The organism is Candidatus Pelagibacter sp. HIMB1587 (genome assembly GCF_052047775.1).
Classification (GTDB): domain Bacteria; phylum Pseudomonadota; class Alphaproteobacteria; order Pelagibacterales; family Pelagibacteraceae; genus Pelagibacter.
The window spans coordinates 164,458-179,608 of sequence record NZ_JBNAJJ010000001.1 but is presented as its reverse complement, the minus strand read 5'-3'; the positions used below and the strand labels follow the sequence as shown (position 1 = coordinate 179,608).

Below are 15,151 nucleotides of genomic sequence, written 5' to 3'. Positions count from 1 at the left end.
TTGTTAGAAAAAATTAGAGCGGACAACTAAGTCCGCTCTAATTGAATTATAGATTAATTATTGGATTACTTTAATGTTGCTGCGTGAGCCATTCCTAGCTTCGCATTAGACATTTGAGCACCACTCCAGAAAGGAACTGCTATATCAGCAAATTCTTTCATAGAGTCCCATACTTCTGCAAAGAATGCATTGTTTGCAGCGTTTGTTTCCAAACTTTTCTTAGCTGCAGCCATGTATTCTGTGAAGTAATCAGAAGGTGTGTCCTCTAATTTAACTCCATGAACTTCAGTAAGCTCTCTTAAAGCTTTACCATTTTCATAGATTCTGTAACTTAAAGATTTAGCTAACGATGCATTAGCTGCAACTTCAAGAGACTTCTTCTCATGATCGCTCATAGCGTTGTATGTTTTTCCAGTAATATAAAAGTCAGCATTTACGACTACTTGGTGTAGACCTTGTAGGTAGTAGTGCTTTAATACTTTTTGGAAACCAAACGTTAAGTCTGGTTTTGGACAACACCATTCAGCAGCATCAATTGTTCCTGCTTCTAAAGCTGGTAGAATATCTCCACCACCCATAGCTACAGATGCGATACCGATGTCTTTATATGTTTGTCCTGGAATTCCTGGAGGAGTTCTGAACTTATATTTTCTAAAGTCAGCCATATCTTTAATTGGTTTTGGAAACCAACCTAAAGCCTCTGGTCCAACTGGTTGAATCATAAATCCTTTGATATCTCTTCCCATTTCTTTCCATAGTCTGTCGTATAACTCTTTTCCACCGCCATACTGAAACCATGATAAGAATGCAATGTTGTCAATACCAACACCACCACCAGCTACTGGAGAACCGAATAGCATAGCTGCAGGATGGTCACCTGACCAATAGTGAGTCCATGCGAAACCACAATCGATTAGGCCTTTGTCAACTGCATCTAAAGTTTCTTTTACACCAACAACAGCTCCAGCTGGCATAATTTCAAACTTAAGAGATCCACCAGTTAACGCTGTTACTGTGTCAGTAAAGTCTTTTAACATCTTAACTTCATCAGCTTTTGTGTTAAGAACTGTCTGACATTTTAGTGTTTTTGCAGCATTAGCATTTGAAATAAATCCAAACACCATTGCAACTGCAAATAACATTGAAATGATTTTTTTCATTTGTTTCCCTCTCTTTATTTTTAAAGTCGAAACTTTGTCAAAGAATGAAAACTAAAACAAGTGTTAATATTGGTATATTTTAAATTTTTAACAGATTTGTTAGAAATATAATTTTTTTAATTTATAAGAGTTCTAATTTATGAATAATTTTGATTTTATTGTACTAGGAGCTGGATCTGCAGGCTGTGTTTTAGCAAATAGGCTATCAGAAAACTCTTCACACAAAGTTCTTTTGATTGAGGCTGGAGGTAAAGATAATTACCCATGGATCCATATTCCAGTTGGTTATTTTAAAACGATGCACAATCCTAATACTGACTGGTGCTACAAGACAGAACCAGATGAAAGCATGAATAATATTTCAATACGTTATCCCCGTGGAAAAACTTTAGGAGGAAGCTCTTCTATCAATGGACTTTTATATATACGAGGACAACACAGAGATTATGATATTTGGAGACAGCTTGGAAATACTGGCTGGGGTTGGGATGATGTTCTTCCCTATTTTATAAAAGCAGAGAATCAAGAAAGAGGCAAAAGTGAATATCATGGAGTTGGTGGACCTCTCTCTGTCTCAGATCAAAGAATACATCTTCCTCTTTTAGATGAGTTTCAAAACGCTGCTGAGGAATTTGGTGTACCAAAAACGAAAGATTTTAATACAGGTGATAATCATGGTTGTGGTTATTTTCAGGTAACAGAAAAAGATGGATTTAGATGTAGTACTGCTGTTGGTTATCTAAATCCTGTTAAGCATAGAAAAAATTTAACAATTATTACTCACGCTCATGTTAAAAAAATAAACTTTGAAAATAAAAAGGCAAAATCAGTTGAGTATTGGCAAGATAATGAATTGAAAACAGCTGGAGCAAATAGAGAAGTTATAGTTTCTTCAGGTGCAATTGGTTCTCCTCAAATATTGCAAGTATCAGGAATTGGAAATCCAGAAAAACTAAAAAAATTGGGAATTGATATGGTTCATAATTTAAATGGTGTTGGTGAAAATTTACACGATCACCTAATGTTAAGACCTATTTATAAAATTAATGGTTTAAAATCTCTTAACAAAAAAATTAATAGTTTGTTTGGAAATTTACTTATCGGATTAGAATATGTTTTTAAAAGAAGTGGTCCAATGACTATGGGAGCAAGTCAGCTTTGTATGTTTGCAAAAAGTGATCCTTCTTTAGAATTACCAGATTTACAATGGCACGTTCAACCAATGAGTATGGATACATTGGGAGCTACAAAAAATCACGATTTTCACGCATTCACTCCAACTGTTTCTAATATAAGACCCACAAGTAGAGGTCACGTAAGTATTATTGATAAAGATTCACGCGTTTACGCAAAAATAAAACAAAATTACCTGTCAACTGATCACGATAGAATGATTGCTGCCAAAGGATTAAAATTGACAAGAAAAATTATAATGGAATCTGAAACTTTTAAGAAATATACACCTGAGGAATATAGACCAGGTATTCATATTAATGATAACGAGGAATTAGTAAAAGAAGCATCAAATTTTGCACAAACAATTTTTCATCCTGTTGGTACATGCAAAATGGGTCAAGATGAGATGTCAGTAGTTGATGAAAAATTAAAAGTAAGAGGAATAGAAAATCTTCGAGTTATTGATGCATCGATAATGCCTAACATTACTTCGGGAAATACTAACGCACCTACGATTATGATTGCAGAAAAAGGTGCTGACATGATACTACAACAATAATGTTTGCAGAATTTTTTACTCCCGAACAAATTGCTATTTTAACACAAATTATTTTTATTGATTTAGTTCTAGCTGGTGACAATGCCATTATAATTGGAATGGTAGCTTCAAAATTTCCTGTTGAGCAAAGGAAGAAAGTTATATTTTGGGGAATTGGTGGTGCAGTAATATTACGTATAATATTAACGTTACTAACAGCTTATTTGTTACAAATTACTGGACTGAGACTTATTGGTGGAATTTTACTTCTTTATATTGTCTACAAACTTTATGTTGATGTAATCAAAGGATCAGATTCAGAAGAAGATATAAAAGTAGACAACTCAAGCTTTTTAAAAGCAATTTGGACGGTTTTACTTGCTGATTTCACAATGAGTTTAGATAATGTTTTGGGTGTTGCTGGTGCTGCAGGTGATCATTATGGATTACTTGTATTTGGACTGGTTCTATCGATTGTTTTAATGGCAACTGCTGCAACATTAATTTCTGGGTGGATAAAAAAATACAAATGGATTGCATGGATTGGGTTATTGGCAATATTAATAGTAGCTGTTGAGTTGATTTATACAGATATTAAAATAATATTCTTTTAATGTATCTTCAAAAAATTAATCTTAAAAATAAGTACGCACTAGTTACTGGTGCTGGTAAAGGACTTGGGAGAGCTTGTTCTATTGCACTAGCTGAAGCTGGGGCAACTGTAATAGCTTTAAGCAGAACTCCATCTGATTTAAATAAATTAGAAAAAGATATTAAAAAAATTAAAGGTAAAGTAATTAAAGTTCCTTGTGATGTAATGAATTATGAAGATCTAAAAGCAAAATTAGAAAAAATCAAAATTATTGATGTGTTAGTAAACAATGCTGGAACTAATATTCCTGAACCTTTTGAAAAAATTAAACAAAAAAGCATGAATTACTTGGTAGATTTAAATCTAAAAGCTGCATTTAATGTTGCACAACTAGTAGTTAAAAAAATGCTTAAAAATAAAAAGAGACCCGGCTCTATTATCAATATGTCTTCTCAATTAGGTCATGTTGGTATGGGTGGGAGAAATGTTTACAATATGACTAAATTTGGAATTGAAGGTTTGACAAAAGGTATGGGAGTAGAGTTAGCTAAAAGAAATATAAGAGTTAATACAGTAGCTCCTACGTTTGTTGAAACTCCAATGGTTAAAAATTTCTTTAAAAATAAAAAATTTAAAAAACTAGCACTTGGAAATATTCCAATGGGAAAAGCAGCAACTGAAAGTGATGTAGCGACAACAGTTTGTTTCTTAGCCTCACCCGCTTCCTCAATGATAACTGGAACATCAATTATAATAGATGGTGGATGGACAGCTCAGTAATAAATAGATTTTTTTTAATATTTTTCTTATTTTTTTCAACTGCAAACGCGATAGAATTTCAAGGTAAATTCTTACAAGGTCATTTTATCTTAGGAAAAACAAATCCTGGTGCTAAGATAATTGTTGGAAAAAAAGAAGTAAGAGTATCAAAGGATGGTTTTTTCGTTTTTGGTATTGATAGAGATCAAAAATATGATCTTACTTTTACAAAAATCTTTAATGGAAAGAAATCTACAATAACTAAAAAAGTTTTAAAAAGAAAATACAACATTCAAAGAATAGATGGCTTAGAAGAAAGCAAAGTAACCCCACCCGAGTCAGTCTATAAAAGAATAAAAAAAGAAAATAATGCAATTGGTGAAGCAAGAGCAATTAATTCTGAATTACAGTTTTTTAAGCAAAAGTTTATAATGCCTGTTGAAGGAATAATTAGTGGTGTATATGGGAGTCAAAGAATTTTAAACGGTAAACCTAGATGGCCACATTATGGAATTGATATAGCAGCAAAACAAGGGACAATGATTAAATCATCTGGCTCAGGAAAAGTTACAATGGCTGAAGATGATTTATATTACACCGGTGGTACAGTAATTATGGATCACGGTCATGGTATATCAACTATATATTCACATTTAGAAAATGTTTTAGTTTCTGTAGGAGACTTAATTAATCAAGGAGATATTATTGGAACCGTCGGATCGACAGGAAGATCAACTGGACCTCATCTTGATTTTAGAATTAATTGGTTTCAAACTAGATTGGACCCAATGTCTGTTTTGGAAAATTAATAAAAAAACATCCAAATACCAACAAGAATTAATATAAATCCGCCAATTTTATTTAAAAATTTTAAATATTTTGATGCTATGAATTCTCTAAACTTGCCAAATACAAATGCATATGAGCTATCAAATATTGTAGCTACAATTATAAAGATAATTCCAAAATAAATTATCTGATAACTAACAGGTTTATTTATATTAATAAATTGAGGAATAAATGCACCAAGGAACAAAAATATTTTTGGATTAGTTAAAATCACTATTAATCCTTGGAGAAAATATTTTTTTTCAAATTTAGTTACTTGAGTTTTATTTAAATCAATATCTGACTTAATTGTAATTACTCCAAGTGAAATTAAATAAATTGAACCTAGAATTCTTACATATTTAATAATCACTTCTAGAAAAGGCGAAACTATCTCAAATCCAAGTGCTAATAAAAATAACAAAATTAAAACACCAACTTGGGTACCAAAAACGTTTAATAATCCTGCTTTTACACCAGATCTTAAAGAATTGGCAATTATCAGACTGACAGTGGGGCCCGGCACTATCACTATTAAAAAACTTGCTATAACAAAATATAGTAATACAAAATCCATGACAGTCTGAATTAATCAATAACAACTTGAAATAAAATTAAAACAAAAAAAATGAAATTTAAATCAAGAGAAACACTGGGAATTATTTTTGCAATAATTGCTTACTTTTCATTTTCAATTCTTGATGCAATTCAAAAAACTGCAGTTATTCATTACTCTATATTTCAATTATTATTTATCAAATATACTTTTGTACTTTTGTTAGGCTTGATAGAAGCAAAAAGAGCTAACAATAATAATTTTTATAGATCTAATAATTTAAAACTTCAAATTATAAGAAGTCTACTATCTATTTTAGAGTCTGGTTTCTTTGTTTTATCTTTTAAACACCTGTCTTTAGCGAACGCTCATAGCATAGGTGCACTAGCACCTATAATTATAGTTGCATTATCTGTATTTATTTTAAATGAGAGAGTATCAATCAAAACATGGATAGCAATCTTTATAGGTTTTATTGGAGTTTTGATAATTATTAGACCTGCATCTGATGTATTTAGTGTAAATTCTTTTATTCCATTGTTAGCAGCTTTTTTTCTGGGTCTTTATCAAATTGCAACAAAAAAAATAACTGAATATGATGCTCCTGAAGTATCCTTGTTCTACTCTTCTTTAGTTGGGATTGTTATAACCTCAATAATGGCGTTTAATTTTTGGCAACCTGTTAATTTTAATTCTTTATATTTCTTTGTGCCAATTGGTTTATTTTTTTCATTAGGTATATACTTCCAAATATTAGCACTTAAAAATGCAAGAGCTAGCATAATACAACCATTTCATTATACTTTAATTTTTTGGGCAATAATTTTTGGATTTTTCTTCTATGATGATGTTCCAGATGTATTTACTATTATAGGTGCAATAATAATTACAACTTCAGGAATATTTGTTATTAATCAAACATCAAAAAAATAAATTAAAAGTTCTTATGACAAAAACACTTAAAGATAAAATTTCGGATAAATTAGTTAATGCTTTTCTTAATAATAAAATTATCTCTCCTATACCTAGTAGATTTACAAAAAAACTTATTGAAGCGGACAAATTTAGAAAATTATGTGAAAGCAAAATAGAAGATCCAACAATAGGTTTTAAAGCTGGTGGAACTGGAATTCCGTTAATGAAAAAATTAAAAGAAAAAGAGCCTTTTATTGCATCTGTTTTCAAAAAAAACTTAATAAAAAGTGGAAAGAAAGTAAAAATAAATAAATATGCTTTAGGGATTGAACTTGAAGTTTGTTATTTGATCAAAAAAACTTTTTTCACTTCAAAAGGTAAAATCACTAATAGTAATGTAACTAAATATATTTCACACATGGCACCCTGTATCGAAGTAGTTGGATATAGGCAAAATAGAAAAGGTATTACTTCTTTTGGAGATTTAAGTAGTGACTTTGGAGGTAATATTAAATTTTTGATTGGTCAAAAGAAAAAATTTAAAAAAATTAACATAGGTAATTTAAAAACAAATATTTCAAATAAAAAAGCTAAGCAAAGTGTAGATGGAAACACAAATGCTGTTTATGTAAATCCAATAAATTCATTAAGATTTGTTTTAAATAAAGTTAAAAAAGATAAAATTAATTTAGACAAAGATTTTTATGTTTTTACAGGATCCACAGTTGGGGTTGTGCCTATTATAAAAAAAGGAACATATACAGCAAAAATTGATAAACTTGGATCTGTAAGAGCAGTTATTTCATAATATTATAATCATAAGGATAATTTTATTCATAGAACACGTGTGTAAAAATTAATTAATCATGAATAATTTTATTCTTTTTATAATCACTCTTTTTTGTTGGTCACCCACCTGGTATCTAATTAAATTTCAATTAGGCTATGTTGATCCACTGGTTTCTGTATTTTACAGATTTTTAATAGCTGCATTTATAATTTTTATTTTTTTAATAATTAAAAAAGAAAACTTAAAATTTTCAATCAATCAGCATTTATGGTTTTTGTTTTTTGGAATTTGCTTGTATTCGGTGAATTATGTTTTTTTCTATTTGTCTAACACTTATTTAATTAGTGCTTTTCCAGCAATTGTATTTTCAACTGTGGTAATAATGAATATAGTTGGTGAAACCTTCTATTTTAAAAAGAAGCCTTCTATAAAAACTTTAATTGGAGCATCAATTGGTATGGTGGGTATAATGATCATTTTTAATGATGAAATTTTCAATTTTAGTTTTAGCGAAGGAACTCATATAGGATTGTTTCTAGCTCTAGTTGGAACATTTTGTGCATCGACAGGTAATATGGTTCATCAAAGAAACTTAAACAATAATTTTCCTCCAATACAAACAATAGCATACGCTATGTTTTATGGTTCAATTGTTACATTAGTAATTGCAAAATTTCGAGGAGCTGAATTATTATTTGAAACTAGTTTCAGCTACATCTCTTCACTATTTTATCTTTCAATTTTTGGTTCAATATTTGCTTTTGTATCTTATTTGAAGTTGCTTGAAAAAGTTGGACCTGGAAGAGCTGGTTATGTTGGTGTTGTAATGCCCGTATTAGCATTAATTATTTCAACAATATTTGAAAATTTAGAATGGCAATATGATCTAATAATGGGTCTTCCAATTTTAATCATTGGTGCAGTTCTTGTGATAAATCAAAAAATTAGAACCAATTAGATTTCTGATTTAGCTCTCAAACGTTCATAAACTAATCTAGTTTTTATTCCTAAATTCAAAAATGGTTGCGGAGGTAACCATGTAGGTTTGTTCCTTGCTTCTATTGTTTTTATTTCATTTGTACTTTCGTTAATCGCTTTAAGCGCGATTTGTTCACCAAATAAAGTTCCCACACCAATACCTGAACCGTTGTAACAACCTGCAGCAAAAATATTACTATCTATTTTTTCAAATATTTGAGAACTATTCCTTGTTCTTGACACAATGCCAGACCAAGATGATTTAATTATATCATTGGGTAATTGTGGAAATCTTTTTTGTATTCCAATTTTCTGATTTAAAGATCTTTTTTTAAGAGTGGAATTTGACATAACAAATGGATTGTGTACTTCAGCTGTATTTCTAATCAAAATTCGTCTGTCTTTTGTCATTCTAATTGTTGCACCCATAGGTCTTACTGGTAATACACCCCATTCTTTTGGTTCACCAATAGATTTAAATTCTTTATCAGATAATCTTCTTGTCATGCTCGCAGTTAAAGTAATGGGAAAGTTATAATTTGATTTTATTCCTAATGATTTTAAAAAACCATTCGTAGCAAAAATAATATTTTTTGTTTTAATTTTTCCATTTTTGAAATTACAAAAAATGAAATCTTTATTTTTAGACCAATTTAACAAACAAGAATTTTCATACAAAATAACATTGGTAGGAAGAGCATCAACCATTGCTCTAACTAATTTTCCTGGATGTAGTAGAATACCACCCTTTGTGTAAAGTCCGATATTATAAAAACTAGTACCTAATTTTTCAGACAATTCTTTGTTTCCTAATAAACTATGTTCAAAGCCTAACTTAGATAATGTACTTGAAAAATTTTCTAAAATTTTTTTATCTTGAATTTTTGATGAAGCGAAATATTTACCACTTTCATTCCAATCACAATCTACTTGATGTTCTTTAATAAATTTTTTAACTACATCTATTCCTAATGAATAAATATTAGCTTTCTTTTTGTAATTTTGCAGTTCTTTATTTGATGTAAAACCATCATTCAAAGTTGTATCAACCAAATAACCAGAATTTCTTCCACTAGCACCTTCACCTGCTAATTGGGCATCTGCTAGTATAATTTTTAAATTTGAATTTATTTGAGCTAATTTTCTTGCAGCAGACAGACCTGTGTAACCAGCCCCTATTATTAACCAATCACACTCATCGTTTGATAGAAGAGACTTGATGTTTGTTCTTGGATTAAGGTCATTAATCCAACTACAGCTATTATCGTTAGTCACTTCCATGAAGTGACTTTACGATAATTGGTAAATTTTTAAAAGATTTTAAGAATTTAATGAAGGTTGTTTCTTCATATCTGCTTTGTTGATACCAGCAACTCTTACCGGTTTCTTCATCGCATCTCTTCTAAATGGTTCTCCAAGCTCTTGGTTTAGAATTACTTCTATAAAAGTTGTAATTCCTTTCTTTTGATCTTCACAAGATTGCTTGATTGCATTTGTTGTTTCTTCCATTGTTCTAACAGTTACACCTTTTAAACCACATGCATCAGCAACTTTAGCGTAACTTAATTCAGGGTCTAACTCAGTTCCAACAAAATTGTTATCAAACCATAGAGTAGTATTTCTTTTTTCTGCACCCCATTGATAATTTCTGAAAATTACCATTGTAATTGCAGGCCATTCTTCCCTAGCGCATGAGCTCATTTCATTCATACTAATTCCAAAAGCTCCATCACCTGCAAAACCAATTACTGGAGTATCAGGGCAACCAATTTTTGCACCTAGTATAGATGGAAATCCATAACCACAAGGTCCAAATAAACCTGGGGCTAAATATTTTCTTGGTTTTTCAAAAGTTGGGTAAGCATTACCAATGGCACAGTTATTTCCAATATCACTTGAAATAATTACGTCATCAGGCATACCAGATTGAATTGCTCTCCAAGCTTGTCTTGGTGACATTCTATCTGCATCTCTTTCTCTAGCTTCTTTATTCCAAACCGTTCCTTCATCATCATCTTCATGATCTAAACTTGAAAGTTTTTGTAACCATGCAGATTTTGTTTGGTGAATTAAATCTTTTCTAGCTTGTCTATCAGTATCTCCAGCGTTTGAAGATAGTTTTGCTAAAATTTGCTCTGCAACTAATTTTGCATCACCGCTAATTCCAACGGTTACTTTTTTAGTTAAACCAATTCTATCAGGATTAATATCTACCTGAATGATGTTTGCATTTTTTGGCCAATAATCAATTCCATACCCTGGTAAAGTTGAAAATGGATTTAATCTTGTACCTAGTGCTAAAACAACATCAGCTTTTGAAATTAATTCCATTGCAGCTTTAGAACCGTTATAACCTAAAGGTCCTACTGCTAATGGGTGACTTCCTGGAAAACTATCGTTATGTTGATAACCAGAACATACTGGTGCATCTAATTTTTCAGCAAGATTTTTAGTAGCATCAATAGCTCCACCAATCACAACACCAGCACCTGAAAGTATTACAGGAAATTTTGCGTTAGATAATAAATCTGCTGCTTTATTAATTGCATCAGAACCACCACCTTGTCTCTCAAGTCTAACTATTGGAGGAAGATCTATATCTATTACTTGTGTCCAGTAATCTCTAGGAACATTTATTTGTGCAGGGGCTGAGCCTCTTATAGCTTTTTCAATTACTCTATTTAGAACTTCAGCCATTCTTGACGGGTCTCTGACTTCTTCTTGATAACAAACCATATCTTTAAACAGATTCATTTGTTCTACTTCTTGGAAACCTCCTTGACCCATAGTTTTGTTTGCAGCTTGTGGTGTAACCAATAATAGAGGAGTATGGTTCCAGTATGCAGTTTTAATTGGAGTTACTAATCCTGTTATACCTGGTCCATTTTGTGCAATTACCATAGACATTTTGCCTGTAGCTCTTGTGTAACCATCAGCAATTAAACCGCCATTTGTTTCATGAGCTACATCCCAAAAAGTAATTCCTGCATCAGGAAAAATATCTGATATTGGCATAAAAGCAGAACCAATAATTCCAAAAGCGTGTTCGATACCGTGCATTTGTAAAACTTTCACAAAAGCTTCTTCTGTTGTCATTTTTGTCATAAGACTAGAACCTCTCTAAAGTATTAATTTTTTAAAATTCGTTTGTTAATTTGCGCGATTAATATATAAGAATTTACAAATTTCAAACAAACAAATCGACACGATATGGCAACAGATATAATAATTCATGATAAAAAAGACAACGTAGGAGTGGTTGTTATTGAAAAAATCACACCAGAACAAGACTGCGCATGCTGGATAATGGAGGATGACAGTTCAACAAATATTCAATCATTAGACGAAATTCCATTAGGACATAAAATAGCTATGGTTGACCTTAATGAGGGAGACACGATTCTTAAATATGGTCACGATATAGGCAAAGTTGTGAAATCAATCAAAAAAGGTGAACACGTTCATGTTCACAACGTTAAAACAAAGAAGTGGTAGTATTATGGAAATTCCAAAAAGTTTTTTAGGTTATAAAAGAGAAAACGGCAGAGCCGGAACAAGAAATCATGTAATTATTTTACCAGTAGATGATATTTCAAATGCATGTGCTGAAGCAGTTGCCAACAATATTAAAGGAACAATAGCTCTACCCCATTCTTATGGAAGACTACAATTTGGGGCTGATTTAGAATTACACTTCAGAACTATGATTGGAACTGGCTGTAATCCAAATGTTGCTGCAGTTATAGTCATTGGTATTGAGCCAAAATGGACTAAAAAAATTGTAGACGGAATTGCTAAAACTGGAAAACCTGTTGAAGGTTTTCACATTGAAAGAACTGGTGACATTGGTACTACAATGAAAGCATCGAAAAAAGCTCAAGAATTTGTGATGTGGGCATCAGAAAAACAAAGAGAAGAATGTCCAATGAGTGATCTTTGGATTTCAGTAAAATGTGGAGAGTCTGATACTACATCTGGTTTGGCTGCAAACCCAACTGTGGGTAACTTAATGGATAAGCTAGAACCACTAGGAGTTCATTTGTGTTTTGGAGAAACATCAGAATTAACTGGTGCAGAACAAGTATGTGCAACTAGAGGTGCTACAAAAGAAGCTTCTGAAAAATTTATGAAAACTTGGAGTTCTTATAATGATTTTATTCTAAAGGAAGCAACAGATGATCTTTCTGAAAGTCAGCCAACAGCTGGAAATATTGCTGGAGGGTTAACTACAATTGAAGAGAAAGCTTTTGGAAATTTTCAAAAAATTGGAAATTGTAAATTTATTGATGTACTTGAGCCAGCTGAAGAACCTTCTAAAGGAAAAGGTTTGTATTTTATGGATACCTCATCTGCAGCCGCAGAGTGTGTAACACTTCAAGCAGCAGCTGGTTTTAATATACATTTGTTTCCAACAGGCCAAGGAAATATTGTAGGAAATCCAATTGAGCCAGTTGTTAAATTAACTGCAAATCCTCTTACTGTTAAGGGTATGGGTGAACATATCGACTGTGATGTTTCTAAAATTCTTTCAAGAGAAATGAATTTATCAGAAGCAGGTGATGAGCTAATTAAAACAACTTTAAGAGTTGCTAACGGAAGATTAACTTGTGCAGAGGCTTTGGGTCACAAAGAATTTGTGATGACCAAGCTTTACAGAAGTGCATAATTAAACACTTTATTTTATGTCTAATAATAAGTACCTGGTACTTTTACCTGGTATTATACTTGCGTTTGTTCTTTACACGCTATCGCAAGGTTTTAATAATGTTATAGGCACAGAGTTACTCGGATATGAAAAAAGTCCTATATCCACTGCAATGATAGCAATCCTTTTAGGAATGTTCTTTGGAAATGTTTTTAAAATAAGAGAAAGTTTCATAAGAGGTTTGGATTTTACTCAAAAAAATATTTTAAAACTTGGAATAATTTGCTTAGGTATTCAATTAAAACCTTTTGAGTTTCTAGAATTTGGTGCAATTGCTATTCCTTTAATAGTAATTTGTATCGTGAGTGTATTAGTGGTCATTAAACTTTTAATCAATAAATTAAAGATTCCTAGAAATATGGCTTATCTAATTTCTATCGGAAGCACGGTATGTGGAACAACAGCCATCATGGCAACTGCTCCTGTTATTGGTGCCAAAAAAAATGAGATATCCTATGCAATTGCGAACATCACTTTGTTTGGAATTCTCTCAATGTTGATCTATCCATACTTTGCAAATTTTTATTTTAACGGTGAACCACTTCTAATCGGTTTGTTTTTAGGAACTTCTATACATGAAACAGCACAAGTAGCGGCTGCTGGATTGATCTATGATCAGCAATTCAATAGTCCAGAGACTTTAAATGTAGCAACCGTAACTAAACTGATTAGAAATACTTTTTTGATTATTATGATACCCCTGTTTGCGTATCTTTATAACAGAGGCCAATCTAAAGAAAAAAAATACTCAATAATTGATATTTTTCCCTATTTTGTACTTGGATTTGTTGCAATGATTATTGTTCGAAATGTTGGTGATCAAATTTTTATTACTAACAATAGTGAAATTTGGCTTAGCACTGTAGATGGAATTAAATCTTTATCAAAAATATTCCTAACAATGGCAATGGCAGCAATTGGTATGTCTACCAATTTAAGAGATATAAAAGATATGGGCTATAAACCTTTTGTAGTTGGATTTATTGGAATGGCTACTGTTGGAATTGTTTGTTTGGGAACTATTGAATTATATCTTTACTTATTCAATTAAGATTTCATCAACATTTGTTTTTTAAAATTTGAAAAAAATCTTCTTATAAAAGCTGCTGCTACACCTAAAAATATTGCAAACATAATGGAAAATAAGCCATAAAAGAATGGCATCTCATTAGAAAAATCTAAAATAAATTGTGAGAAAAAATTTAAATCAGGAATTACAGAAGTGGTTGTTGAATTTGTATCATGATCTGCAAAAAATGAATCATAAGCAATTGCAATACCAACTGCTAAAATCAAAATAGCCATCAACGCTCTTAATCCTGAGCTATCAATTTTTTCTCCTAGTTTTTGTCCAATCTGAACACCAATTATTGATCCAATAACAAGTAGAAATACTAAAAGTAAATCAATCGAGCCATAATTAAATGAATGCAGGAAAGTAACAATTACACTTACAAAAATAGTAACAAAAAGCGATGTTCCGGGAACAAGTTTAGTTGGCATCTTAATTATATAAATCATTGCTGGCACTAATATAAATGCTCCACCTATTCCCATTATTGCAGCAATAAAACCAACTACTAAACCAATAACTATTGGGGTAAAAATACTTTCATATAATTTTGATTTTGGAAATCTCATTCTTAAAGGAAGACCATGGATCCAATAATGAACATGTAATTTTTTTTTAACTAAAATATTTCTTTTAGCTTTATCAATCTCACCTAAGCTCTCGACTAACATTAAAGATCCAATGATTGCTAAAATATACATGTACGCTAAAGAGATTACGGTATCAATTTTTCCAATACCTTTAAAATAAGAAAAGGTAAAAATTCCTAATGAGGTACCTATAGCACCGCCAATGACAATCATTAAACCCATTTTGTAATCTAAAGTGTTTTTTAGATAATGTGTTGTTGAACCAGAAACTGAAGTAGCTAAGATATTGTTTGCTTCATTTGCGACTGCATAAGCTGGAGGGATACCTAAAAAAATTAAAAAAGGCGTCATTAAAAAACCACCACCTACTCCAAACAATCCAGAGAGGACACCTACGATTGCACTTAATATAAGAATTTCTATCGGATTAACAAAGACTTGAGCGATGGGTAAAAATACATCCATTTAAATAAATAAATTGTCTAAAAACAA

Annotated in this window: 15 protein-coding genes; 10 read left to right on the top strand and 5 right to left on the bottom strand. The window is 31.3% G+C overall.

The features are described from left to right. Nucleotides 1-65: 65 nt before the first annotated feature. Nucleotides 66-1,160, bottom strand: coding sequence for a TRAP transporter substrate-binding protein (locus ACTTBE_RS00990; RefSeq protein ID WP_262589327.1), 1,095 nt, complete (start codon nt 1,158-1,160; stop codon nt 66-68). A 139-nt stretch (nt 1,161-1,299) separates the two neighbouring features. Between ACTTBE_RS00990 and ACTTBE_RS00985 the strand changes: the two genes are divergently transcribed. From ACTTBE_RS00985 to ACTTBE_RS00970, 4 genes are read left to right on the top strand one after another with little or no spacing between them, the layout of a single operon-like run. Beyond that, the gene (locus tag ACTTBE_RS00985; protein WP_440676799.1) at nt 1,300-2,895 is read left to right on the top strand and encodes a GMC family oxidoreductase; all 1,596 of its coding nucleotides are present in this window, start codon (nt 1,300-1,302) and stop codon (nt 2,893-2,895) included. Next, nucleotides 2,895-3,488, top strand: coding sequence for a TerC family protein (locus tag ACTTBE_RS00980; RefSeq protein WP_440676798.1), 594 nt, complete (start codon nt 2,895-2,897; stop codon nt 3,486-3,488). Before ACTTBE_RS00985 ends, ACTTBE_RS00980 begins: the two co-directional genes overlap by 1 nt. Then, nucleotides 3,488-4,246 (top strand): SDR family NAD(P)-dependent oxidoreductase, encoded by a 759-nt coding sequence (locus tag ACTTBE_RS00975; protein WP_440614478.1) that lies wholly within the window; start codon nt 3,488-3,490, stop codon nt 4,244-4,246. The genes ACTTBE_RS00980 and ACTTBE_RS00975 overlap by 1 nt, the downstream gene beginning before the upstream one ends. Further along, a complete protein-coding gene (locus ACTTBE_RS00970) occupies nt 4,231-5,034 on the top strand; it encodes a M23 family metallopeptidase (RefSeq protein WP_440676797.1) in 804 nt (267 codons plus the stop codon). The genes ACTTBE_RS00975 and ACTTBE_RS00970 overlap by 16 nt, the downstream gene beginning before the upstream one ends. On the opposite strand, the gene ACTTBE_RS00965 is transcribed toward ACTTBE_RS00970, so the two are convergent. Next, a complete protein-coding gene (locus ACTTBE_RS00965; protein ID WP_440676796.1) occupies nt 5,031-5,630 on the bottom strand; it encodes a LysE family translocator in 600 nt (199 codons plus the stop codon). The two genes, ACTTBE_RS00970 and ACTTBE_RS00965, sit on opposite strands and share 4 nt — an antisense overlap. A gap of 51 nt (nt 5,631-5,681) precedes the next feature. Between ACTTBE_RS00965 and ACTTBE_RS00960 the strand changes: the two genes are divergently transcribed. From ACTTBE_RS00960 to ACTTBE_RS00950, 3 genes are read left to right on the top strand one after another with little or no spacing between them, the layout of a single operon-like run. Next, nucleotides 5,682-6,542 (top strand): DMT family transporter, encoded by an 861-nt coding sequence (locus ACTTBE_RS00960; RefSeq protein ID WP_440676795.1) that lies wholly within the window; start codon nt 5,682-5,684, stop codon nt 6,540-6,542. 13 nt (nt 6,543-6,555) lie between these two features. Further along, on the top strand, nt 6,556-7,332 hold the full coding sequence (locus ACTTBE_RS00955; protein WP_440676794.1) for a fumarylacetoacetate hydrolase: 777 nt from the start codon (nt 6,556-6,558) through the stop codon (nt 7,330-7,332). Between the two features lie 58 nt (nt 7,333-7,390). Next, nucleotides 7,391-8,272, top strand: a complete 882-nt coding sequence (locus tag ACTTBE_RS00950) for a DMT family transporter (protein WP_440676793.1) — start codon at nt 7,391-7,393, stop codon at nt 8,270-8,272. Here ACTTBE_RS00950 and ACTTBE_RS00945 read toward each other — a convergent pair. Then, nucleotides 8,269-9,573, bottom strand: coding sequence for an NAD(P)/FAD-dependent oxidoreductase (locus ACTTBE_RS00945; protein WP_440676792.1), 1,305 nt, complete (start codon nt 9,571-9,573; stop codon nt 8,269-8,271). The genes ACTTBE_RS00950 and ACTTBE_RS00945 overlap by 4 nt on opposite strands. Nucleotides 9,574-9,612: 39 nt before the next feature. Then, the gene (gene xsc / locus ACTTBE_RS00940; RefSeq protein ID WP_440676791.1) at nt 9,613-11,397 is read right to left on the bottom strand and encodes a sulfoacetaldehyde acetyltransferase; all 1,785 of its coding nucleotides are present in this window, start codon (nt 11,395-11,397) and stop codon (nt 9,613-9,615) included. A gap of 105 nt (nt 11,398-11,502) precedes the next feature. Here xsc and ACTTBE_RS00935 point away from each other — a divergent pair, with 105 nt between their 5' ends. Genes ACTTBE_RS00935 through ACTTBE_RS00925 form a run of 3 tightly spaced genes read left to right on the top strand, consistent with a single transcriptional unit; the run spans nt 11,503 to nt 14,048 of the window. Then, nucleotides 11,503-11,787: a UxaA family hydrolase gene (locus tag ACTTBE_RS00935; protein ID WP_440676790.1), complete on the top strand. Its 285-nt coding sequence runs from the start codon at nt 11,503-11,505 to the stop codon at nt 11,785-11,787. Nucleotides 11,788-11,791: 4 nt separating this feature from the next. Beyond that, nucleotides 11,792-12,958: a UxaA family hydrolase gene (locus ACTTBE_RS00930; RefSeq protein ID WP_440677334.1), complete on the top strand. Its 1,167-nt coding sequence runs from the start codon at nt 11,792-11,794 to the stop codon at nt 12,956-12,958. A gap of 16 nt (nt 12,959-12,974) precedes the next feature. Continuing rightward, the gene (locus tag ACTTBE_RS00925; protein WP_440676789.1) at nt 12,975-14,048 is read left to right on the top strand and encodes a YeiH family protein; all 1,074 of its coding nucleotides are present in this window, start codon (nt 12,975-12,977) and stop codon (nt 14,046-14,048) included. Here ACTTBE_RS00925 and ACTTBE_RS00920 read toward each other — a convergent pair. Then, entirely contained in the window at nt 14,045-15,124 is a 1,080-nt protein-coding gene (locus ACTTBE_RS00920) for a TSUP family transporter (protein WP_440651280.1), read from the bottom strand. The genes ACTTBE_RS00925 and ACTTBE_RS00920 overlap by 4 nt on opposite strands. Between the last annotated feature and the right edge of the window lie 27 nt (nt 15,125-15,151).